The following is a 21,905-nucleotide window of genomic DNA, read 5'->3' as shown; positions in this document are numbered from 1 at the left end:
CGTTCTTACAGACCTAACGCCAGCTTGCGATGGAAGACCGCAAGCATCATGCTCTTGAGCTGCGCCTCCAGCTCAGGATCGTAGCGGTAGCCTTCGTCGCGCATAAAGGCGTGTGCGCCGTTGACCTCAATCCACTGATAATTGGCGCCAACCTCATCAAGACGCGCGAGGATCTTGCGACGGCCTTCGAGAGGAACATGAGGATCCTGGCGCCCCCATATGTGGAGCAGCTCGCCCTTGATCTCACCTGCACGAGCCAGCGAATCATCCTTCTTACCCGCGCCGAGCGTTCCCGAGTGGATATCAGTCGCATAGAAACATACCGCAGCGCGGACTTCGGGGTTCATCGCAGTGCGGAAGGCGAGATGACCGCCGAGGCAAATGCCGACTACGCCCAATCGTCCGTTACACTCGGGCATCGCGGCCATGTGTTTCAGCAGCGAGCGCGCATCATCGTCGTAGGCGGAAAGCTGCTTGGCGTACTTGTCGTAGTTGCCTTTGTCCGACCCAGCCTGATCATAGGCCAGCACGGTCCCCGCAGGCTCAAGCTCGTGGTAAACCTCAGGCACGGCAACCAGATATCCATGTCCTGCCAGAAACGCGGCAAAGCGCCGAATCGGCCCGGTCATTTGAAAGATTTCGGAATAAAGAATGATGCCAGGGAACTTCGCTCCCTCTACGGCGGGGTGAAAGAAATACGTCCGCATCGGGCCATTGGCCGTCGGAATGTCCTGTACAAGGTTGTCTTTGATGACCATCGGGACTCCTTATCGTTCCAGGCGGCGTAATAACAAAACGCGCCTTCTTTCTTCCACATTACCAGTGGTCTTCCCATAGACATTCGAGTGGTATAAGATTAACTCCCATAGACATTCTAGGTGAAAGGCACATCGATGACGCGCCACAAGAAGACGTCCGACTCCGAGATGTTGCAAGGCACTCTCGACATGCTCATCCTCAAAACGTTGTTGATGGGCCCTGCGCATGGTCACACAATCGCGCACGTCATTGAGCAAACATCCGAGGATTTCCTTCAGGTGGAGCAGGGTTCTCTTTACCCTGCGCTCCATCGGCTGGAAGATCGTGGCTGGCTCTCCTCCTTCTGGGGAGCTAGCGAAAACAATCGCAAGGCCAAGTTCTACAAGTTAACAGCTACAGGCAAACGGCAACTGGTGCATGAAACCAACCGTTGGCGGCAGATCGTTCGTGCGATTGGTCTCGTGATCGGAGAGGAAGAAGCATAAATATGCGCCGTTTCTTTTTCCGCAAACGAATCGATGAGGAGTTGCAGCGAGAGATCGACGAACATATCGAGATGGAACGCGATCTTAATCTTGAGCGAGGTCTGAGTGGAGAAGAAGCGACCCGTCAGGCCCTGATTAAGTTCGGTTCCCGGCAACGGGTAAGGGAAGACATCTGGAAGAGGAACAGCGTGACCTTTTTTGAAAAACTTCGGCGTGACCTGTCTTATGCCATCCGTACCCTTCTGCGCGGCCCTGGGTACACGATCCTGGCGGTGATTACGCTTGCATTGGGCATCGGCGCCAATACTGCTATTTTCACGGTTATCAATGGCGTTCTTTTACGGCCGTTACCATACTCCAATCCCAGCCAGATCGTGCATCTTGAGCAGACAGCAACCCGCGTCGGCCGCGATCGTATCGGCTTCTCTGTCCAGGAGGTTCTGGACTATCGCCAGCAGTCACAATCCTTCTCCGATCTGGCCGAATACCATTCCATGACATTTACGCTTCTGGGAGCGAAAGTGCCGGAGCGCGTCGTCACCGGCGTGGTTTCTGCGAATTACTTCGATGTCCTCGGAGTAAAGCCTGTTCTAGGAAGACTCATCCATCCGTCCGATGAGAAGCTGAACGCTCCGCCGGTTCTCGTACTTAGCTATGCCTACTGGGTCAAAGAGTTTGGAGCTGATCCGAAGATCCTGGGTAGACCCTTCACCATGAACGATCGTGTACACACGGTCATCGGCGTTCTTCCTCCTCTGCCAGAATTTCCTGACGCCAATGACGTCTACATGCCAACCACATCGTGTCCCTTCCGTTCCAGCCCGGGCATGATTGCTAATCGCGATGCCCGGGCGCTCACCGTATTGGCGCGTCTGAAGCCGGGAGTCACTCTCACCCAGGCACGGGCCGATCTCAATACAATTGGCAACCGGCTCGCACTCTCCTATCCCAGGTCCTATCCTCCAGCCGCAGGACTGGCGATGAAGATTACTCCGCTTCAGCAGGAGATGACGCATGCCGCTCGCCCCACGCTCCTTATGCTATTGGGAGCTTCAGGAATGGTGCTTCTGCTTGCCTGCGCCAATCTTGCGAACCTTGCTCTCTCTCGCCAGCTACGTCGCTCTCGCGAGACGGCTATCCGGATTGCCTCCGGCGCAACGGCGTGGGACATCTTCCGCCAGATGCTGGTGGAAAGCATCACCGTCGCCCTGACAGGTGGTGTCCTGGGCCTGGGGATTGCGATGGCAACAACACGTGCACTCGTCAGCTATGCAGCCCGCATGACTCCTTTGGCCACGGATATTCATCTCGACAGCCGCGTGCTCCTCTTCAGTCTTGTGGTCGCTCTCATCGCCGGAGTTCTCTTTGGTTCCATTCCCGGTTTTATCGCGAGCCGCGTCCGGCTCAGCTTGATCACGGGCTCCGGCGGACGCACAACCGGTAGCGAAAGCGCTACGCGTATGCGTCACATGCTGGTGGTCGCACAGGTGGCATTCTCCTTCGTCCTTCTCGTTGGCGCTGGGCTGATGATGCGCAGCCTCTACAATCTGCTCTCGGTCGATCCCGGCTTCAAGACTGCGGAGGTCCTCTCCATGAATCTCCCACTCAATTGGACCAAGTACGCCGACTTGAAGACGCAAAACACTTTCTTCCAGCAGATTCTTGACCGAGTGCAACAGATTCCGGGAGCACAAACGGTCGCCCTCTCAAGCACGGTCCCTCTCAACGATGCAGATGGGGGAATGAATGGAGGGATTACGATTGAAAGCCGTCCCATTGTCCCCGGCGAGCCTCTTCCGCAGGTCGACCATCAGCTTTCAACGCCGGACTACTTCCGCGTTCTTGGGGTCCCTATGCTTTCCGGCCGAACCTTTACAGACGCCGACACGATTGATTCCGCTCTTGTAGCCATCGTCAATGCGCAGATGGCGCAGCATTATTGGCCACACCTGAATCCTGTTGGCCGGCGCGTCTCCACCGATGAAGGCAAGACATGGACCACCATCGTCGGCGTAGTCAGCAGCGTGCATCAATATGGCCTGGGCCAGGATTTCAGGGATGTCATCTATTTCCCACAATCGCAGGTTACTTTCATGGGCGATCCTTCGCTCCTTATCCGTACCCGCGGCGAACCCATGCTCTTGGCCAATCAGGTCGCGGCCATCGTCCATCAGATCGATCCGCAGCAGCCTTTAACGGAGGTCCGAACCATAGACCAGCTACGCAACGCACAACTAGGCACGCCGCGCGTTACGTCGATTCTCCTTGGGACCTTTGCCGGATTTGCCCTTTTCATTACGGTCGTCGGTGTAACCGGAACTCTGGGGCTCAGCGTCACGCGCCGCACCAAGGAGATCGGTATCCGCATTGCATTAGGAGCCACGCGACGCGAGATCCTGTTCAATGTGCTCCGGAACGGAATGGCTCCTGTCGTTATTGGAATCGCAATCGGCGCTATTGGCGCTACGCTCTCGACCAGCGTGCTTTCCAGCATGCTCTTTGGAGTAAAGCCTCATGACTGGGTCACCCCTACAACGATTGCATTTTTGCTGGCCATCGTTGCGCTGGTGGGATGCCTTATCCCGGGTCGAAGAGCCGTCCGCATTGACCCAATGCAGGCTCTCCGTTCTGAGTAGCGTCTCGATGCAGGTCTGTCATCGCTTCAGCAGATCCACCGGTTCGGTCACATCCTCAATACGGAAGTGCTTCGCCAGCGCCGGATGCCTCGCGGCAATGGCCCGGTACATCTCCCACGCAATGCGGCGGTAGCTATAGTGCCCTGCCACACCCGAGCGTAGCTCGGCGATGTAGAGTGCCTCGGCGAAGTCCATCTTGAACATTGACCGACAGCGCATCCCCAGCGGTAGACAGTATTGCGCCGACTGGGCCGCATCCAACGCGTCCGAATCACGCAATGCGCGATACGCTGCCAGTGCAGCATCCATTGCGGCCTTGTACTGCGTCTCGAGTCCCGCCTCGGCGAGCGTTGGCTGGCCTGGGCAGACCGGCTCCTCATAGCCATGAGCATCTGTGTATCCCTGCAAGAGCTGCACGCAACGGCGATGGCGGTGCATGTCGCGGAAGCCGCCGATGTCCATCAGGATGTCAAAACGGAAGCTCTGTCCTGCGCTGAAGGCCCGCAACAGTTCGTCGTGCCTTCCACGATGCTTTGTACCCACAGCGATCAATTCGTCCCGTTTCGCTTCATTCAAAGCGGCCACATGCGAACGAAGCTGCCGATAGCTGTAATGGCAGTGTGGATAGAGAAGCGAGGTCGCAAGCTCCACCTCAAGCGGCTCAGCATCGTCCAGCAGATCGACCACAGGAGCAGGATCGATCGACTGGCCCGCCATCAGCTCGGCCGCCGCCGCAGTAAGTTCCTTACGGCTCTGCTCGAGATATGCATTTGGTGTCGCATACTTCACCAGCGTTGGCGCAGTCTTTACCGGACGCAATAGCATCTCGGCAGCACGCTCTTTGCACTTGCCATCGGCCGAACCGATTTCTTCGCACAGAACCTGCGCATCACCGTGAAAGACATTCCATGCCGGTTCAGTCGCCGCACGACGCAGCTTCTCTCCAATCTGACGGACCTCAGCGAACTCGCTCGTCAGCAGCCGTGAGACCTGCGTCTCCAGCGTTCTTGCATTCACAATCTGCCCCAGAGAGGTATTCGTCGCCAACGGGAGAAGATAACGAGCCACATCGAAGGCGCGGGCCTTCAAGGTTCGCTCATAGCTCTCGGGCTTCATCTCCTCCGGCAGGGGAATCGCGCGCTTTAGAGCGTCCAGCATCCCGGCACCCATACGCTGGTAGGCCAGAAACAACGATTCGACCGCCGCGGTATATGCAACCTTCTGCTCCCCAAGATCGGGCGTGTACCAGCCGGAGCGGCGAAAGTCCTGGTAGCGCGTCGAGCGCTCCTGCCCGTCCCATCGCTGCTCGTCCACCAGCTCGATAGCGGCTAGTAGGCTCAGCCGCTCAACCGCGAATGGAATATGCGCCAGATCGGCGATAGAACGATGGCCGTATTGAAAGTAGAAGGTATTCAGAAACTGCTCGGCGCGCTGCGAGCTTATCTCCGCGAGCGACTCTTTCATGCTTAGCGCCGAACGCGAGTACTTCGCCATTGCGTAAGCCAGAACCTCGGGGTCGGCCCCATGAATCGCGTAAACATCGGTTTCACTCGGCGCAGGCGCGCTATCCGGGGAGGAGTTTTTTTTCTCGTCAGCTGACATGATGAACCTCAGGATACGTCATACGACGAACCTCCGTAACACTCTCCGGAAGGTTCGTATAATTCACTCTGGTTGTCTTTCCGGAGGTCCATGAGCACTCTCAGCAATCGCATCGCATTGGTTACAGGAGCATCCCAGGGAATTGGCCGAGCCATCGCCCTCGAACTCGCACGCCAGGGAGCGCACGTTGCCCTCGCCGCCAGAAATGTGGAAAAACTCTCCGCCGTCGAGTCCGAGATCGCCGCCGCTGGTGGAACCGCCAAAACGTTTGCACTCGACGTGGCCAGCGAAGAATCCATTAAAGAAGGCGCGAAGGCCGTACTCGCCCACTTTGGCAAGGTCGAGATCCTGGTCAATAACGCGGGCATCACTCGCGACATCCTCGCCATGCGCATGAAGCGCGCCGACTGGGACGACGTCCTCAACACCAACCTCACTGGTGCCTTCCTGCTTTCGCAAGCCCTCATGATGCAAATGGTAAAGAACCGCTGGGGACGCATCATCAACATCACCTCCGTCGTCGGCGAAGCCGGACAGGCAGGACAAGCGAACTACGCCGCCTCAAAGGCCGGACTGATCGGCCTGACGAAATCGCTTGCCCGCGAACTCGCCAGCCGCTCCATTACGGTGAATGCAGTCGCACCTGGCTACATTGAAACAGCCATGACTGCCGTACTGACTGAGGAGCAGAAGAACGCCATGACCCAACACATTCCCTTGGGCCGCGTCGGGACGGATGAGGATATTGCCCACGCCGTCGCTTTCCTTGCCTCCGAAGGAGCCAGCTACATTACCGGCCACACCCTCGACGTCAATGGTGGAATGTACATGGGATGACCGCTCTAAGTGGAAGAAACAAGAGAAGCCCTATTGGTCATATGCAAAAAGATGCGCTTGGCTATTGGCTTACAAAATAGGATACTCGCTGACATCTCCCCACATTCAGATTACCCAGGGATGTCCGCATGCCATCGCCCACCGCATCACCGTCTCTATTTTCTACTCAGACACATATTTCAAGGAAGAAACGAACCCTTCCCTTCCTTCGTATTCTCTCTTGGTCCCTCATCGGAATGTCCTGCGTTGTTGTCTTCTTTGCGAACCTACGTTTTCATGAGCAGGTTCTTGCCGTCGGCCTCGAAGACGATTTTTTCTACTACGCTCAGGCAGCGAAAAATCTTGTGTTTTCCGGTGCATCCAGCTTTGACGGAGTTCACCTCACCAATGGATACCATCCCCTATGGTTTCTGATCATTGCCGGTATCACCAAGATCTTTGGAATCGGGAGTTTCCTTGGCGCAAAAACCATATACCCCTTTGCAATTTCAATCGAAATTCTTCAGACACTGATTGTCATTGGGACTGCTTATCTATCCTTCCAGATCGCTTCGAAATTCTGTTCTGAAAACGTCAGCTTATGCATTCAGCTTTTGACCGCTGCTGCCACGCTTATGCAGATAAGAACCGGGATGGAAACCGGTTTGGCAATCATGATGGTTCTGGCCCTGGTAATTTTTCGTATCCGCGATGAATTCCAATGGAACCTCGCGAATAGCCTTGCATATGGAGTTTTGGGATCGCTCGCAATTCTTTCGCGACTGGATGTTGCTCTGATCGTGGGCCCAATGGTCGTCTACGATATTTTCACGGAAATAAAGAGCTGGAGAGCAAGATTACAGGTTAGTCTAGCTATCGTTTGTGGGCTTCTTCCGCTCTTCGGATATCTTTTTAGCAATCTTTTCCTTTTTCATACTTTGATGCCAATTTCTGGCGCGGCCAAACAGCTAAGAACCCACCACCTGCCAGCGTTACACGCGCTTCAAACGTTTTTGGGATTCTTCTTCGCCAAAAACTCTTCTTTGCTCATACTCCAGGTTGGCCTTACGATCATTGCCTTTTTCTATTTCAGAACATTCTCACGACGAGAAACAAAATACCGCGCGATCTTCCTGACGATGCTTTGGTTCCCGATCGTGCATCTCCTAGTGATCACATCGGCAAGCGACTGGGAATTATTCCTCTGGTATATCTATCCATGGATAATCTCCTTTGTTGCTGCTGGAATTATAGTTTTTGGTGGCAATAAGGTGACTGCGCTTGAATCAGGACTCAAACGATACGAAACAATTTCGGTCTATTGCTGTGCCGGATTCCTTGTGCTCTACGCACTAATGGTCGGTGTTTACTCGAATCCAAGCCACAATCTTCCCTACCAAGCAGCATTGAAGATCAAAGAATTTGAAAAGAAACATCCCGGGATCTATGGAATGGGAGACCGAGCTGGAGTTGTTGGATATTTCGGATCGCAACCTGTCATCCAACTAGAAGGTCTCATGATGGACAAAAATTATCTGGAGAATATTCGAGAAAAGAAAGATCTTATGGATGTTCTTCGCAAGTATCATGTCCGCTACTACGTTTCCACACGAGCTGAGCAGGACAAAAGCGGATGCTGGAATGTGAAAGAACCATGGCAGGCCGGCCCTGACTCTCCAGCGATGCGTGCCAGAATCTGCAGGACACCATTGGCTATCCTGAATCACAAGCAATGGACCAATCAAATTTTTGAAATCGGGGGAGAAGAATGAACTGATATCACTCCAAAAATAAGAGGACTACTATCTTCAAAACCCTGAAAATCACGTCCGATAACGTGAATAAGTTTGTTGCCGTAATAGGTTCTCTTTCTCCATCGGGTTCAAGAAAGACTTTAGGTTTTTTCGAATAAAGACGCCGGCATGAACCTCCGCTGGTACAGAAGTTACATCGATTTATCAACTTAGGGATTGACCGTCTCTTCAGACGTGTTTACTTTGTGGCTAATGGCCCTCATGCAAACACTTCCTGCCGACCTGGAGAACGAGTCCCCCGAGGCTCTTTCGATTGCGATGAATATTGGGAATACGATCCGGGGCTATCGGCTCCAGAAGGGTATGTCTCAAGGCGATATTGAAAAGCGCACGGGCCTTCTGCGCTGTTATCTCTCGCGTGTAGAAAACGGCCATACCGTGCCTTCACTCGAGACGCTGCAAAAGATCGCTCGTGCGCTCGACCTGCAATTGGCCGAGTTCTTCGCCGAGGAGATCGTCAGCAAGGAGATGTCCTCTCTCCATCTGAAGGAAGATGAGATACGCTTCTTGACGCAGGTGCAGCGCTACTCCTCCCATCTGGGAGAGAGCGACCGTAGGCTTCTGCTGGCAATGGTAAAGAAGTTCGCTCAGACCGCGTTGAGCTAAAACAGAGACGTAGAGGCCAGGGCCCTGCCTCTATCGTAGATTTGCAATCCAGTGTCCGAACAATGCAAGCAGCAATGCTGCCACCGCAAAGGTCACCTTCTGCCGCGCAAGGTACCGCGCCCTTCCGCTGGTCATTCTGGGAACCAGAGGAACTCCAAGCGCCAGCCCGGAGAGAAAGCCTCCAACGTGCGCCGAGTTATCAATTCGGATCACCGGCATGACGATCGTGGCCAGCCCAATCACCAGATTGAGACCCGCAAACTGCATCACCGATTTGCGCAGCCGCCGAAGTTCAAAGGTAGGGATTGGAAGCTTGTGGTTCGATAACAGAACGATGAGGATTCCCGCGATCCCGAAGACCGCTCCCGAGGCGCCTGCTCCCACCGAGACAAAGTCCCGCATCAGGATGTTGATCAGCAGGCTCAGAAGATTTCCCGCAACACCGGTCAGCAGATACACCGCAACCATCCCCCACGGCCCCAGCAGTGGCTCGCCCAGCAGCCCCAGGTTCCACAAGCACCACATGTTGGTCAGCAGATGGATCAGACCGACATGGACAAAGGTCGCCGTCAACAGACGATACCACTGCCCGTGCAACACCAAGGCCGGAACATTCGCGCCAAAGTGAATCAACTGGCCTGGTGTAGGCGAGGCCGGATCTACTCCGTGCAGCACCATCCATAGAAAGACAGCGCAGTTGATCCCCACCAGGACGTATGTTCCGGGAGCGGAAAGAATACTGCGCGCACTTCGGCGCGGAGCTGGGGCATCTTCGGCAATATAGGCGCCAGGAGGGTCGTGCGGCGGAAGGATCTGGCCTTCAGGTTGGGGAAAAGTTGACATGAAGCGTTCTTTCTACGCTATCAAATCCGACATGGAGAGCGCGAGATCGCAAAAAAGAAAGAGAGTCGCTAGCTCTCTTCTTTTCTATCTCGGATGTTGGAAATGACTCAGGCGGCCTTCGTGAAACGGTCTCGCAGGTCCGAGGGGATGCGCTGCTGAACGATCTCTCCCAGGAAACCGGGGAGCGGCGTCGCAACTGCCACCAGAAGCCAGATGAGTGTGGAAAGTACGACTCCGATGATGGCAACAGCCTCCAGCGAGATCGCAATGGCATGGGTCTGGTTCAGATGAAGTTCTACTCGACCGATATGTGTGACCAGTTCCACTCGATGGATGATCACTGCGGCGAGGAGAAAGGCAGCGATCGAAAGCGTGCTGACTGAGATCAGCAGAACATCGATCGTTCTTGCGATACGCTGACGACGACGGCAGTAACCGCACTCTGAAAAATGCTGCTCATAATCGGTCCGCATCGCCGGCGAAAGTCCTGAGATGTCATAACGCCATCCGGAGAGAATATCCCCGACCACCTGATCGGTGCACGAACGTTGTCGGTCGGCAGAAGATTCTGATGCAGAAATTTTCATCATCTTGTAAGACTTCATTCTAGCCTGTTTGATAGCTCGCGAGAACCAAAAGATTCCTTTTGAGGTAGCTGGACAGCAAACAGGAGGAAATCTGAGTGCGAAAGACTAAAATTTTGCCTGTTTAAAGGGTAATGGGTTCTAAAGGAGCCATCTGCTCTGCCAGCAGAACCCGATTTCCCAATAAACTCGGATGATTCGTCAAGGCCTGCTCTGCACAGAGCCGCGCCAACTCCGGTGCGTTATTCGACTCCGATAGATGTCCCAGGACGATATATGCGGCAGAGCCATCGTAATCTCGCTCCAGAAACTCGGCAGTCGCTACATTGGAGAGATGCCCAACCCGTGAGAGCACACGCTGCTTCACGCTCCAGGGATATGGCCCATCTTTCAGCATTTCCAGATCGTGGTTCGACTCCAGCAGCAGGACATCGATGCGCTTGAGCGCAGCCTTCACATTTGGAGGCATGTAGCCCAGGTCAGTCGCCACGGCCATCTTCATGCCCTCGGCAGCGAAGACGAAGCCGCAGGGATCAGCAGCGTCGTGCGGAATCGTAAACGGAGTAATCTCGATGTCGCCAATCGAAAACTGACGTCCGGAATGGAAGTATTCCACCGCAGGCAGGTACGTCGCATCAAGCTTCTTCTTGGTCGGCTGGACGGGCTCCTCAGGATCGTCCGGCTCGGAGCACTCCGCCGATGAACCTTCGACTGCCGCCGTCATGCTGTCGCAGACCCCAGGCTCCGGCTGCTCGTCAAAATTCGCCGCAGCGGCATTAGCACGAGTCTCTTTTTCTTTCTGCACATGATCCAGCCACTGCGCATATGACATCGTTGTACGAGGCGTCAACATCCGCACCCACGCGCGATGCGTCGATTCGGTGAAGTAAACGGGGATATCCAACTTTCGCGCCAGTACACCCAGACCAGCAACGTGGTCCTGATGCTCGTGTGTGATCAGGAGGGCATCGAGCGTCGTCGGGTCTTCTCCGGCAATGGCCATGCGCTTCAGAAGCTCACGGCAGGAGAGCCCGGCATCGACCAGCACTCGTGTGCGAGAAGAGGAGATGACTGTGCTGTTCCCTTTTGAACCCGAGGCAAGCACCGTCATCCGCATCATTTCTCTACAATACGACGGAAAACTGTGAGTTTCTGCACAGAGTTACTGGTTTGGTTCCACCTTCACGCTTGCAACGTCTGCCAACAGGATGGAGTAACCGGCCTCTGGCTTCTCAATCCATGTCCCTTCCTGCCCTCGCTCGACCTCTACACAAAAGAGATCCGGCGTCTCCCCTTCATCGAAGACGAAGAGCAGCTTGGCCATCAGCTTGTCACCCTGAACCGTCTCAAGGTGCACAATCTTCTCAGTCAGCGATGGAAGATCAGCGCGTTCTGCCGGAGTCATTTCTGAACGGGATGACGCAGCGGAGCGAGAAAGTTGACCGTGGAACGCAGCACCACCTCATTGCGCTGGTTATAAGCCAGTGTGCGGGTGCGTACAACGCCGTAATCCGGACGCGAATTGGAATGCCGGACGCCTACCACTTCGATCTCAGTGCGAATGGCGTCTCCTGGGCGAACCGGCTGCGTCCAGCGCATCTCCTCGACACCCGCTCCGATCATCCCTCCGGCCACAGGAACGGACTGCACCCGCAGCCGCATCACGATCGCTGCCGTCAGCCACCCCGAAGCAGCCAGCCCCTTGAAGAACGAGCCCTCGCCCGCAGCCTCATCCAGATGGAAAGGCTGCGGATCATACTTCTGGCCAAATTCCTTGATCTCTTCAGCAGTCACCTTGGCGCTGGCGACCGAGTTCATCTTCTGGCCGACATAAAAGTCCTCAAAGTACATCTCTTTCGGCATGGGATCTCCTGCACGGTAGTGTACCTGCATAGGTACCAAGCTGGCCTTGGTCTCTAGTCCTACGAATATGTATAGAATCCGCGTCCAGACTTCCACCCCTTCCATCCCGCATCCACCATACGCACCAGCAGCGGACACGGACGATACTTCGGATCGCCGGTTCCCTCCTCCAGCACACGCATGATGTCGAGGCAGACATCCAAACCGATAAAGTCAGCCAGTGTGAGCGGCCCCATTGGATGCGCCATACCGAGTTGGAAGATCTTGTCCACCGCCTCAGGAGTAGCGACTCCTTCCATCACCGCGAAGATCGCCTCGTTGATCAGAGGCATCAGCACCCGGTTCGAGATGAACCCTGTCGCATCGTTCACCTCGACTGGAGTCTTCCCCATCTTCACCGACAATGCCTGCACAGCGTCGTAAGTAGCCTGCGAGGTCTGCAGCCCGCGAATCACCTCGACCAACTGCATTACCGGGACAGGATTGAAAAAGTGCATCCCAATCACCTGCTGTGGACGCGAGGTCTGAGCCGCCAGCTTCGTGATCGAGATAGAACTTGTATTCGTCGCCAAAATCACTTCACGGCGCAGGATGCGATCGAGGTCTTGGAAGAGCGCGCTCTTTACCTCAAATCTTTCGGTCGCCGCCTCAATAGCGAAGTCGCAACCAGAGAGCGATTCGCGATCCAGCACTGGCGTGATCCGAGCCCGCGCCTCTTCGGCCTGCTGCTTCGTAAGTTTCTCCTTGGTCACCTCGCGGCCGAGGTTCTTCTCGATCGTCGCCAATCCTCGGTCCAACAAGTTCTGCGCGACATCGCACAGCAGGACACGGAAACCTGACCGCGCTGCGACATGGGCGATTCCATTCCCCATCGTTCCTGCGCCGAGCACTGCAATCGTCCGGATCTCATTCATAGCGTTGTTGGATGCGCCCGCAGTGTAACAGTCCGTATTGCGTCCGGCCTATCGGCCAACAACCACCATGAGCACCGTAATGTTATCTGCGCCCCCCTTGGCGTTGGCAGCGCGAATCAGATCGCCACAAGCTCCGTACAAGGCGGCCTGTGTAGCCATCTTTCCATTCTGAGGAAGAAACGCAGCAATCTCTTCCTCGGAAAGCTCACGGGTCAGGCCGTCCGTTGCAAGAAGATACAGATCACCCTCCTGCGGTCGACAACATTGGATCTCCGGTTCTATTACGGCATGAGAACCCACCGCACGCGTGAGGATGTTGCGCATCGGGGACTCCTCCGCCTGCTGAGGAGTAATCTGCCCCGCCAAAACCTGCTCTTCGACCAGAGAATGGTCCCGTGTCAATTGTCGGAGATGCCCTTCACGCCATAAATAACAACGGCTGTCGCCGACATGCACCAGCCAGATGCCGGAGTTTTCAGAAGGTTCTCCTGTAGAACCATTCGCTCCATTCTGTGCACCGGGATAAAGCAAACCCACCAATGTAGTGCCCATCCCCGAGAGATTCGGCGTCCGCTGTGCCTGCGAATAAATCGCGCGATTCGCTGCCTGCACTGCTGCACTGATCCGGACCGGGACACGAGCGACTGGTTCCCGCCGGGCCATATGCGCCAGAAAGGTCTCTGCGGCTAAATGACTGGCCACCTCGCCACCCGCGGCTCCTCCCATGCCATCGCAAACAACAAAAATTCCGGCACTCGGCGAGGCGGCACACGCGTCCTCATTATTGCGGCGAACGCGGCCGCGGTCCGACAACATGGCGAAGATGGGGTTCCGAACTGCCACCAGAAAATATGCGACCCGCACAAAACAATACAACCAGGCACCTTCAAGAGCAAAGCCCGCCGTTCGTGTTAGGAATAGACCTAAGAGATCACGATGGCTGAAAACGGCAACCGCATCCTGCGGATGGATAACCTGCGCGCACTGAAACAGATGGAGAGCGAATCCGTAGAGCTGATCTACGTCGACCCTCCCTTCAACACGGGCCGCAGGCAGACCCGTCTTCGGCTCAAAACGGTCCGCGATGAAGCCGGAGACCGGATCGGCTTCGGAGGCCGCCGGTATCGTTCCGAGAGGGTACCCGCCAAAACCAGCAATAACGGTTACCACGATCAGTTCGACGACTTCCTCGGCTTCCTTCGTCCTCGTATGGAAGAGGCATGGAGAATTCTCTCTGCCACCGGCAGCCTCTTCTTCCACATCGACTATCGTGAGGTCCACTATGCGAAGGTGATGCTCGACGAGATCTTCAGCACCGGAGAATTCCGTGGACGCGACTGCTTCCAGAACGAGATCATCTGGGCTTACGACTACGGAGCACGCTCCAAAAAGCGATGGCCCGCAAAGCACGACAATATCCTCTGGTACACGAAGGACCCGAAACGCTTCACCTTCAACCTCGCGGAGTGCGACCGGATCCCTTACATGGCTCCAGGGCTGGTTGGCCCAGAAAAGGCGGCTCGCGGCAAAACCCCGACTGATGTCTGGTGGCACACGATCGTCTCCCCCACAGGCAAGGAGAAGACCGGCTACGCCACGCAGAAACCCTTAGGAATCCTCGAGCGCATCGTGAAGGTCCACTCCAATCGGGATGAGACAGTACTCGACTTCTTTGCCGGAAGCGGAACTACGGGCGAGGCCGCCGCAAAACACGGCCGCAGCTTCCTGCTCGTGGACGAAAACCCACAGGCCGTCCGGATTATGAAGCGTCGTCTCGCCGCTTATCTCGACTGAGTCCTCATCATCGGACTATGTACTCTGCGAGTTTGGTGCTAGCAGAGACGCATCTCCATATTCATGCCCCACCCCCCTGGAGAGATCGCGTAAACATACTTTATTTCAATCACTTACGCGGATCAAACAAGGTAAAATATAGAAACCAAACAGCTTAAGCCTAAAAATATAGATCCCAAAAGAGTTAGCTCCCGCTTGCAGCGAGAGCTTATTTGTTTTTCGATCTGATTTAAGAGTAACAGGCTGGATGGGGTGTTTTTGCAGATTTTTTGGACTTTATCTCGTTTGGATTGTTTAGGTTGTGATTTTTAGGGACTTGACAGGATTTTGGGAATGTCTGCGAAGCAATACAAATTCCTCAACTCTCCCTACGACTCGTTCCGCGCGCTCAGAGGCCGGTTTTTCGCTACTCCCTGAGTTATGTATTGTGCGGATCGACGGACTTGAATCCGTAGGTCTCGTAGCGCGTAGTCAGCTTTCCATTCGCAACGTTCACCACGGTGAATCCCTCCGGAGTTCCCATGCGTATTCCACGCCACCAGTTGCCCGAGACGGCCCCGCTGGTGATGTACGGGACGCCGTGCCAGTCCACCCGCTCGTTGATGTGCGTATGCCCCTGTAGCACTCCGAGGACGTTGTGCCCCTCAAATAGTTTGATCACTTCGTCGGCATTCGCCACCGACATTCCGTGATGTTCCTCCGGCTTTACCGGAACGGGGACATAGGACGAAAAAGCCGTCACCAGAGGGATGTGCACCGAGACGATCACCGGGGTTCCCTTCGGGAGTGAAGACAGGTCATTCGCCAGCCACTGCTTCTGCTCATCGTCGATACGGCCCTCATAGGCGCGATCGGAGGTAAGGCCAATCGAATCCAGAACGATAAAATGATGACCTTTGTGATCGAAGGTGTAATACCGCTTTCCGAAGCGCTCTTCGAAGAGTTTCTTGCCATAGAGCGGATCGGTCGGAGCCACTCCACTTTGAGGAAAGATTCCAACGACATCGTGATTGCCGATGGTGTGGTGGACCTTCATCCCGAGGTCCTGTTCCGTCTTTTCGTACAAATCGAAGAGCGACAGCGCACGCTCCTTGGGAACAGCGAGCGAGTCAAAGACGTGATCCCCACCCTGAATCGCAAAATCAGCCTTGAGGCTACGCGCTTTTTTAAAGGCCATGTCGGTCCCCTTCGCTGCATCCAGCTCTGGCTGGATGTGGGTGTCGGTCAGGAAGAGGAAGGAAAACGACTCGTGTGCCGGAGCAGCAGCGGCAAACGATGAGGGCATGGCGGCAACGGCGCCTACAGCGCTAAGAAGGTTCAGAAACTCGCGTCGGGTAGTCACGAGAAAGATTTTAGAGTCGTTTTGTAACAGGAAGAAGAATCAAAGACACATTCCAAACGTCTTAAAGCGTATCGGCATCTCAAGGACGGTATCATCAAACGATGAAGTATCTGGTGGTTTTGCTCGCAGTGGCAGGCATCGTCGTATCTGCAATGGCGTTGCACGTGCATTACATGGATCCCTCGCAGGCTCCTCCCTGCGCCGTCACTGAAAGATTCGATTGTGGAGCTGTCAACCACAGCCGCTTTGCGGTCTTCCCGCCACGCACTTTCGATGAGCCTCCAACCGGCGGACACCATATTCCAGTGGCCACAGTAGGCATCATCGGATACGTTCTGATCGCCGCGTTTGCTCTGGCCGGATGGCGATGGCTTGCCTTCCAGGCGGCACTCATCGGCTTTCTCTGCGCGAGCTTTTTGAGCTACCTCGAAGCATTCGTACTTGAGAAATGGTGCATCTATTGCTTATGGTCACAAGGAATCCTAACCGCTATTCTGCTGGTCACAGGAATCATGCTGGCCGCGCACAGGATGAGCGCACAAAGATTCGAGAGGTAGCGAGCAAACGATGTGGCCCAAGGTACTGATGCAGCTTTTTGAACTTTTGCCGCATGCGACTCGACTGTTGCCGATCGCAGAACGCTACTTTAACTCGAAGGCTGCCAATGACCGTGCCAACGAGGCTGCCCTGGCCGCAATGGCCGAAGGTGTTCAAGCCGATCTAGGCCAAGTCACCAAAGCCCATGCCGGTCTTTACAGGCAGCTTCAGGAACAAGGCGCGCAAATCTCCATCGTCGCGGACGACGTTCGCAGTACCCGCACATCTCTGGACCAGGCAGACCGCCGTATCGTTGCACTCGAACAAAAGGTTTCCTCGCTGACCCTGTGGATCAGGATGGGCGTCAGCATAAGCACAGTGCTACTGCTCATCATCCTCGGACTGTTGCTGCGAAAGTAAGGTTGGACGGGCGCCTCATCCTCGCTGCATCACAATCTAAGACAGGGTTACGGCGTAAAATAGCTCCATGGGAATCAGCCGCGAACAAGCCCTCGATTGCTTCAGGAGCGACGACCTGATCGGCATCGGCATGGAGGCCGATGCTGTCCGTCGCCGCCTTCACCCCGAGGGTGTGGTCAGTTACATCATCGACCGCAACATCAACTACACGAACTTCTGCACCGAGTACTGCACCTTCTGCGCGTTCTATCGCCCATTGAAGGGAAAGCTCGCCTCCGAAGGCTACATCCTCGACTTCGAGACCATTTATCAGAAGATCGCTGAGACGCTTGAGATGGGCGGCACCGGTGTGCTGATGCAGGGCGGCCTGCACCCCGACCTGAAGATCGACTGGTTTGAGCGGCTCTTCCGCGGAATCAAAGAGCGCTTTCCCGAGATCTGGCTGCATTGCCTCTCGGCCAGTGAGATTCTTGCCATCGCCGAGTACTCCGAACTAAGCCTGCGCGACACGATCATGCGCCTGCGGGATGCCGGTCTGCAGTCCATCCCCGGCGGCGGAGCAGAGATCCTCGATGACGAGGTCCGCCATCGCATCGCGCGGTTGAAGTGCAAGACCGAAGACTGGGTCAGCGTGCATCGCACCGCCCACGAACTGGGCATGCGGACCACCGCAACCATGATGTTCGGCGTGGGCGAAACCTTTGAGCAGCGCGTGAACCACTTCGAGGTTGTTCGCCGCCTACAAGAGGAGACGGGTGGCTTTACCGCCTTCATCCCCTGGAGCTTCCAGCCGAACAACACCGCTCTGGGCGGCAGAGGATGGGACGAGGCCACCTCAGTCGAGTATCTGAAGACACTCGCCATCTCGCGGATGTACCTCGACAACATCGAGAATGTACAGTCCAGCTGGGTCACGCAAGGACTCAAAGTTCTGCAGATGGGCCTGCGCTTCGGTGGTAATGACGTCGGCTCGGTCATGCTGGAAGAGAACGTCGTCAAAGCAGCCGGAACGGCAAACTGCACTACCGAAGAAGAGCTGCGTCGTATCATCCGTGACGCCGGCTTCAAACCTGTGCAGCGCGATACGCTCTATCGGACGATGTTCCTCAACTAATATCTCGAGCAAAAAGCAAGCGGCCGGGACAGAGGTCTGTCCCGGCCGTTGAATTCGCTATCTACCTTTGCGTGGCCGCGCTCACCAGATCCAGCACATCGGCAATAATTCGGGTCGTCGGATCGTAAGAAACTACATATCCATCGTAGTAGCCGTACTGATATCCCGGCGGTGGAGGAGGAACTCCCTGCCAGTACGACCGGGGTACTGGACGAATATAGTACCCCTGCGGAATCGCATATCCGCGCGCAAATTTCGGACGTTTCTTTCCTCTCCAACGGTCAGCATCGCGCCGATAGTGTGAGTAGAAGTGATCGCGATCCTCGTCTCTAAAACGCCAGTTATCATTCTGCCGGTCATACTTCTTCGCCTGTCCGGGAGGCATGTTGCCGTAGCCTTGCTTTTTAGCTTGTCCTGGGGGAACACCGCCGTGCCCAGGAGGAGGGTTATACGGATCGCGTCCTGGAGGGCCCTGGGCGATTCCAGAAGCTGCTGTCATCAAAAGAGTTGCAGTGAGAGCAAAACGAGTTAGGGGAGTCATCGTTTGTAATTGGCCTCCTTTGACCAGCCTTTATCCTAGCAAACCTCTCTTCTATCTCTTTGGAACAGACAGGTCATTCCGAGTTTGCGGTTGAGATGAATCAGCCGACGTATGTCGAAGCAGACAACAGAGCCTGGCTTGAATTCATCTAACGACACAAGACATTTTGCAGATTTTTCCCCACTTTTGGCTCTCATCTTCCAAAAGGAAATTTGCTCATTATGAAGAGTTTTATGTTTCGTAAGCTACCTGCGATCTCTGCTATCGCACTGCTTGCGTTAACACTTGCTGCAGGAGTTCATTTGCGCGGAAGTATTCCTGCGGCCTGGAACATGATTCACATTCCAGCAAATACCCCGCTGTTTTCTGACACTCGCGGTTTTACTCACGCCATTGATTGTGTCCTCGATGGGCGCAACCCATATATCGCAAATCCCTGCGACCCCTGGCATCGACCCTATAACTATCCATCTGTATGGTTGCTCACCCACTATCTCGGTGTTACCTCACGTGCCTCAAATTTCATCGGCGTTCTTTTCGCGCTCGTCGCCTTGAGCGCCTACATTTTGCTTTTTGAAGCCCGCACCACTCTGAGCGCAATTCTTATCTTTCTTGCTGTCATCTCGCGATGTGTTCTCTTTTCAATCGAGCGAGGTAACAATGATCAGTTCGTTTTCTTTCTGTTGGTGCTCGGGTTTTTCCTGATCGATCGCTTGCGTCCCGAACTGCGTGCACTCTTCACCAGCGCTCTGCTGGTCTTGCTGACAGTTCTTAAGATCTATCCGATTGCAGCAGCGACGGTTTTTCTGCGCAACCGGCGCGGTTGGAAATACGCGAGTCTAACTGTGGTTTTTGCTGTCTCGGCCTTGCTTCTAACGAACGGACAAAAGATCGCCCTCATGATGGCCAATACACCTCGCGATACAAATCAGTCCTTCGGAGCGTTTCCGTTCTTATATGCTGTCGGCCATCACACTCTTCATTCATTCGCAACTATCGTTGCCACGTATCGCGCAGTCGCACCTTTGACAGCACTTATCATCGGAGGCATATGTCTGTTTCTCGGAGCGGCATTCGGTAGCAAACTACATCACTACTTGCCCCCGCTCGATTCCAGCAAGCCGCGGGGCGCAATTGCGATTGCCTGTCTTTCGATCTTCTGCTTTGCCTTTATCTTAGGCGCAAGTTACGACTATCGGCTTCTCTATCTCACGGGACCGCTCGCCTGGCTGGTTGAAGATATCAACAAGGGACGTTCGTTTCGATCTGTACCCGCTGCCATCCTGATCCTCGCACTGCTCTGGAAGCCGTTCTGGTTATCCATGACAGGAGAAGCACTTGATGGATTGGTCTTTTTTATGAGCAGCGTATGGCTTGGCAATGCGCTCTTGTCTCAACAGAGTACACACGAATGGTTGCCGTCCTCGCAGTCTCTATTGAACCGTGAGCGACCGAATTTTCGCGCTGCTTCCCGCTGAAATTAACGTTCTATCGTAATCAAGTACGCTTCGGCTGCAGGTCTAGCTCTGCCCTCTGCCAGTCCTGCTCGTGAAACCCGTGCCGACGGCCACGCGCAACAAAGTAGTGATACGCCCGTTCGGCAATCTGCGCATGCGTTGGAGGTATTTGGGCAGCCACTGTTACAACGGCAGGTTCTTTTACACCTCCATTTGCTGATTTTGCGGTTGCCTTCTTTAAGGTTCCAGAGGCAGCTTTCACCGATTTGGAAGTGGTTGCTTTCTTTGCGGTTGTAGCCTTTTTGGCTGGGGTCTTTCGTGGTTTCTTTTCTTCCTCAACGCTCATCGCAGACTTCTCCTCACCTGAGATCATCGCCATCAAACGTACAAGGCTTCTGTTTCCAGTCTAGCTCCTATGCAATTTTCCTGTGTGATGCTCAGCTGACCGAAAAGATTGCACCGTCGCTCTATTCGTTCCAATTACTTTATCGCTCGAAATCGACAGGACTCCGCTCTACCCACCAACATGGTCTTCCTCCCTGCTGCGGAAAACCTTCTGGCAAGAGAGAGCGTGTACAGCGAATCTCTATTTTTCCGTCTGGATAATACTCTTCTTTGTTGTTTTTCAATGGAGCGACAACGATGCGATCGACAGAGATCGATCCATATCCGGCCCCGGCCAAGGCTCTACCCTGCCAGATGAGCCAGTCAGCAGCCCAGATCCCCGCCGCAACCATGAGCACCCACATGAACGCCCGCAATACAATTCGCCCCACACCAGTCCTCCAGTGCTGCTATTTCAGAAAGATACATCCAGGCAGATCTTGACAAACAAGGATCGTACCGTTTTTCTTGCAACATGCGTAAACGTAAACTTCTGCCCGGAGCGTTGATCCTCTGCCTGGCGTTGGCCGGCTGTTCCATCTCTCCCCTGGCAAGGAATACTGCTGCATTTTCCAACGCAACCAATTTATTGGTCGACAACACACAGAACGCCTATCGCACCGCTGTGCGATTGAACGAGGATGCTCAGGCGTCGTTGCTGGTTGCGCGCTACGACACTGCGCAACCGATGGATCCACATTCCATTCGTCCGCTGATCGATGAAAAGGGGCTCCAGGCCCGCACCGACGTTTTGGATGGGCTCCGCACCTATGCCCAGACTATTGCGGATCTGGCCGGCGGAGTGTCCTCGCCGAAGCTCGATGAAGCGGCTACCGCCTCCGGGGCGAACCTAAAGTCGCTTGGAGACGCTCTCTCCAGTTCAACGCCGATCCACATCAATATCACTCCAACAGAGGCGAATGCCACCAGTACCGCGCTTAAGGCACTGGGGGACTTCCTGGTGAATCGCCAGACCAAGTCGTCGGTCCCAAAGGTAATTCGCGAGATGGATCCCCATATCGATACGTTGTCGAAGCTGCTTACCAGCGATATCGATATTCTTCGCGACCAGACAGGCCGAGACTACGAGCAGATTCTTGCGCAGCAGGACAGCTTTATCCGTCATGCAGCTCCGTCGCTTTCGGCAACAGAGAGACGTACTGAAATCCAACGGCTACCCCGGATTCTTGCAGACAAGAAGGCCACGGACGATATGTTTGTCGACCTCCAGACATCTCTGAATAAACTGGTGGCTACGCACCATGCTCTCGCAGCAGCAGCGACAAGTAAGAACAACCCCTCGCTTCAGGCTCGAATTGCTGATCTCCGCGCTGCCGCAGAACGGCTGGCGACCTTCTATGAGGATCTTTCCAATAACTCGAAGTAAAGGACAT

Annotated in this window: 24 protein-coding genes; 11 read left to right on the top strand and 13 right to left on the bottom strand. The window is 54.8% G+C overall.

Annotation, left to right across the window (positions count from 1 at the left end; genetic code table 11):
* Positions 1-5: 5 nt before the first annotated feature.
* Positions 6-758 (bottom strand): dienelactone hydrolase family protein, encoded by a 753-nt coding sequence (locus tag H7846_RS04550; RefSeq protein WP_186695336.1) that lies wholly within the window; start codon positions 756-758, stop codon positions 6-8.
* Between the two features lie 135 nt (positions 759-893).
* Between H7846_RS04550 and H7846_RS04545 the strand changes: the two genes are divergently transcribed.
* Together H7846_RS04545 and H7846_RS04540 are read left to right on the top strand one after the other, a co-directional pair.
* The gene (locus H7846_RS04545) at positions 894-1,244 is read left to right on the top strand and encodes a PadR family transcriptional regulator (protein WP_186695335.1); all 351 of its coding nucleotides are present in this window, start codon (positions 894-896) and stop codon (positions 1,242-1,244) included.
* A 2-nt stretch (positions 1,245-1,246) separates the two neighbouring features.
* Entirely contained in the window at positions 1,247-3,880 is a 2,634-nt protein-coding gene (locus H7846_RS04540; protein WP_186695334.1) for an ABC transporter permease, read from the top strand.
* A gap of 18 nt (positions 3,881-3,898) precedes the next feature.
* Here the strand turns inward: H7846_RS04540 and H7846_RS04535 are convergent, their stop codons facing one another.
* Positions 3,899-5,482, bottom strand: a complete 1,584-nt coding sequence (locus H7846_RS04535; RefSeq protein ID WP_186695333.1) for an FAD-dependent thymidylate synthase — start codon at positions 5,480-5,482, stop codon at positions 3,899-3,901.
* Between the two features lie 90 nt (positions 5,483-5,572).
* On the opposite strand from H7846_RS04535, the gene fabG reads away from it, so the two are divergent.
* The 3 genes from fabG to H7846_RS04520 all read left to right on the top strand — a co-directional run bounded on the left by fabG (position 5,573) and on the right by H7846_RS04520 (position 8,718).
* Positions 5,573-6,319, top strand: coding sequence for a 3-oxoacyl-ACP reductase FabG (gene fabG, locus H7846_RS04530; protein WP_186695332.1), 747 nt, complete (start codon positions 5,573-5,575; stop codon positions 6,317-6,319).
* A 128-nt stretch (positions 6,320-6,447) separates the two neighbouring features.
* Positions 6,448-8,070: a hypothetical protein gene (locus H7846_RS04525; RefSeq protein ID WP_186695331.1), complete on the top strand. Its 1,623-nt coding sequence runs from the start codon at positions 6,448-6,450 to the stop codon at positions 8,068-8,070.
* Between the two features lie 243 nt (positions 8,071-8,313).
* Positions 8,314-8,718: a helix-turn-helix domain-containing protein gene (locus tag H7846_RS04520; RefSeq protein ID WP_255460838.1), complete on the top strand. Its 405-nt coding sequence runs from the start codon at positions 8,314-8,316 to the stop codon at positions 8,716-8,718.
* A 30-nt stretch (positions 8,719-8,748) separates the two neighbouring features.
* Here the strand turns inward: H7846_RS04520 and H7846_RS04515 are convergent, their stop codons facing one another.
* The 7 genes from H7846_RS04515 to H7846_RS04485 form a co-directional block, all read right to left on the bottom strand.
* Entirely contained in the window at positions 8,749-9,561 is an 813-nt protein-coding gene (locus H7846_RS04515) for a rhomboid family intramembrane serine protease (protein ID WP_186695330.1), read from the bottom strand.
* A 107-nt stretch (positions 9,562-9,668) separates the two neighbouring features.
* Entirely contained in the window at positions 9,669-10,151 is a 483-nt protein-coding gene (locus tag H7846_RS04510; protein ID WP_255460837.1) for a hypothetical protein, read from the bottom strand.
* Positions 10,152-10,269: 118 nt separating this feature from the next.
* Entirely contained in the window at positions 10,270-11,265 is a 996-nt protein-coding gene (locus H7846_RS04505) for an MBL fold metallo-hydrolase (protein WP_186695329.1), read from the bottom strand.
* Between the two features lie 42 nt (positions 11,266-11,307).
* The gene (locus tag H7846_RS04500; protein WP_186695328.1) at positions 11,308-11,550 is read right to left on the bottom strand and encodes a hypothetical protein; all 243 of its coding nucleotides are present in this window, start codon (positions 11,548-11,550) and stop codon (positions 11,308-11,310) included.
* Positions 11,547-12,008 carry a MaoC family dehydratase gene (locus H7846_RS04495; protein WP_186695327.1) on the bottom strand — a complete coding sequence of 154 codons (462 nt, stop codon included), beginning with the start codon at positions 12,006-12,008 and terminating at the stop codon, positions 11,547-11,549. The genes H7846_RS04500 and H7846_RS04495 overlap by 4 nt, the downstream gene beginning before the upstream one ends.
* A gap of 59 nt (positions 12,009-12,067) precedes the next feature.
* On the bottom strand, positions 12,068-12,922 hold the full coding sequence (locus tag H7846_RS04490; RefSeq protein ID WP_186695326.1) for a 3-hydroxybutyryl-CoA dehydrogenase: 855 nt from the start codon (positions 12,920-12,922) through the stop codon (positions 12,068-12,070).
* A gap of 48 nt (positions 12,923-12,970) precedes the next feature.
* Positions 12,971-13,765, bottom strand: a complete 795-nt coding sequence (locus H7846_RS04485) for a PP2C family protein-serine/threonine phosphatase (protein WP_186695325.1) — start codon at positions 13,763-13,765, stop codon at positions 12,971-12,973.
* A 93-nt stretch (positions 13,766-13,858) separates the two neighbouring features.
* Between H7846_RS04485 and H7846_RS04480 the strand changes: the two genes are divergently transcribed.
* The gene (locus H7846_RS04480; RefSeq protein WP_186695324.1) at positions 13,859-14,716 is read left to right on the top strand and encodes a DNA-methyltransferase; all 858 of its coding nucleotides are present in this window, start codon (positions 13,859-13,861) and stop codon (positions 14,714-14,716) included.
* 418 nt (positions 14,717-15,134) lie between these two features.
* Here H7846_RS04480 and H7846_RS04475 read toward each other — a convergent pair whose 3' ends face one another.
* On the bottom strand, positions 15,135-16,058 hold the full coding sequence (locus tag H7846_RS04475) for a metallophosphoesterase family protein (RefSeq protein WP_255460836.1): 924 nt from the start codon (positions 16,056-16,058) through the stop codon (positions 15,135-15,137).
* 101 nt (positions 16,059-16,159) lie between these two features.
* On the opposite strand from H7846_RS04475, the gene H7846_RS04470 reads away from it, so the two are divergent.
* From H7846_RS04470 to mqnC, 3 genes are all read left to right on the top strand, one after another.
* Entirely contained in the window at positions 16,160-16,615 is a 456-nt protein-coding gene (locus H7846_RS04470) for a vitamin K epoxide reductase family protein (RefSeq protein WP_186695323.1), read from the top strand.
* 10 nt (positions 16,616-16,625) lie between these two features.
* Complete coding sequence (locus H7846_RS04465) at positions 16,626-17,015, top strand: hypothetical protein (RefSeq protein ID WP_186695322.1); 390 nt, start codon at positions 16,626-16,628, stop codon at positions 17,013-17,015.
* Positions 17,016-17,082: 67 nt separating this feature from the next.
* Positions 17,083-18,129: a cyclic dehypoxanthinyl futalosine synthase gene (gene mqnC / locus H7846_RS04460; RefSeq protein WP_186695321.1), complete on the top strand. Its 1,047-nt coding sequence runs from the start codon at positions 17,083-17,085 to the stop codon at positions 18,127-18,129.
* 61 nt (positions 18,130-18,190) lie between these two features.
* Here the strand turns inward: mqnC and H7846_RS04455 are convergent, their stop codons facing one another.
* Entirely contained in the window at positions 18,191-18,670 is a 480-nt protein-coding gene (locus H7846_RS04455; protein ID WP_186695320.1) for a hypothetical protein, read from the bottom strand.
* 233 nt (positions 18,671-18,903) lie between these two features.
* On the opposite strand from H7846_RS04455, the gene H7846_RS04450 reads away from it, so the two are divergent.
* The gene (locus tag H7846_RS04450; protein WP_186695319.1) at positions 18,904-20,148 is read left to right on the top strand and encodes a hypothetical protein; all 1,245 of its coding nucleotides are present in this window, start codon (positions 18,904-18,906) and stop codon (positions 20,146-20,148) included.
* Between the two features lie 19 nt (positions 20,149-20,167).
* Here the strand turns inward: H7846_RS04450 and H7846_RS04445 are convergent, their stop codons facing one another.
* Both H7846_RS04445 and H7846_RS04440 read right to left on the bottom strand, forming a co-directional pair.
* The gene (locus H7846_RS04445; RefSeq protein ID WP_186695318.1) at positions 20,168-20,473 is read right to left on the bottom strand and encodes a DUF2934 domain-containing protein; all 306 of its coding nucleotides are present in this window, start codon (positions 20,471-20,473) and stop codon (positions 20,168-20,170) included.
* 139 nt (positions 20,474-20,612) lie between these two features.
* Complete coding sequence (locus H7846_RS04440; protein ID WP_255460835.1) at positions 20,613-20,903, bottom strand: hypothetical protein; 291 nt, start codon at positions 20,901-20,903, stop codon at positions 20,613-20,615.
* Between the two features lie 83 nt (positions 20,904-20,986).
* Here H7846_RS04440 and H7846_RS04435 point away from each other — a divergent pair, with 83 nt between their 5' ends.
* On the top strand, positions 20,987-21,898 hold the full coding sequence (locus H7846_RS04435) for a hypothetical protein (protein ID WP_186695317.1): 912 nt from the start codon (positions 20,987-20,989) through the stop codon (positions 21,896-21,898).
* Positions 21,899-21,905: the final 7 nt, after the last annotated feature.

Source organism: Edaphobacter sp. 4G125, from assembly GCF_014274685.1.
In the GTDB taxonomy this organism is placed as follows: domain Bacteria; phylum Acidobacteriota; class Terriglobia; order Terriglobales; family Acidobacteriaceae; genus Edaphobacter.
Note: the sequence above shows the minus strand (reverse complement) of the source record. Positions and strands in the feature narration are given on the sequence as shown.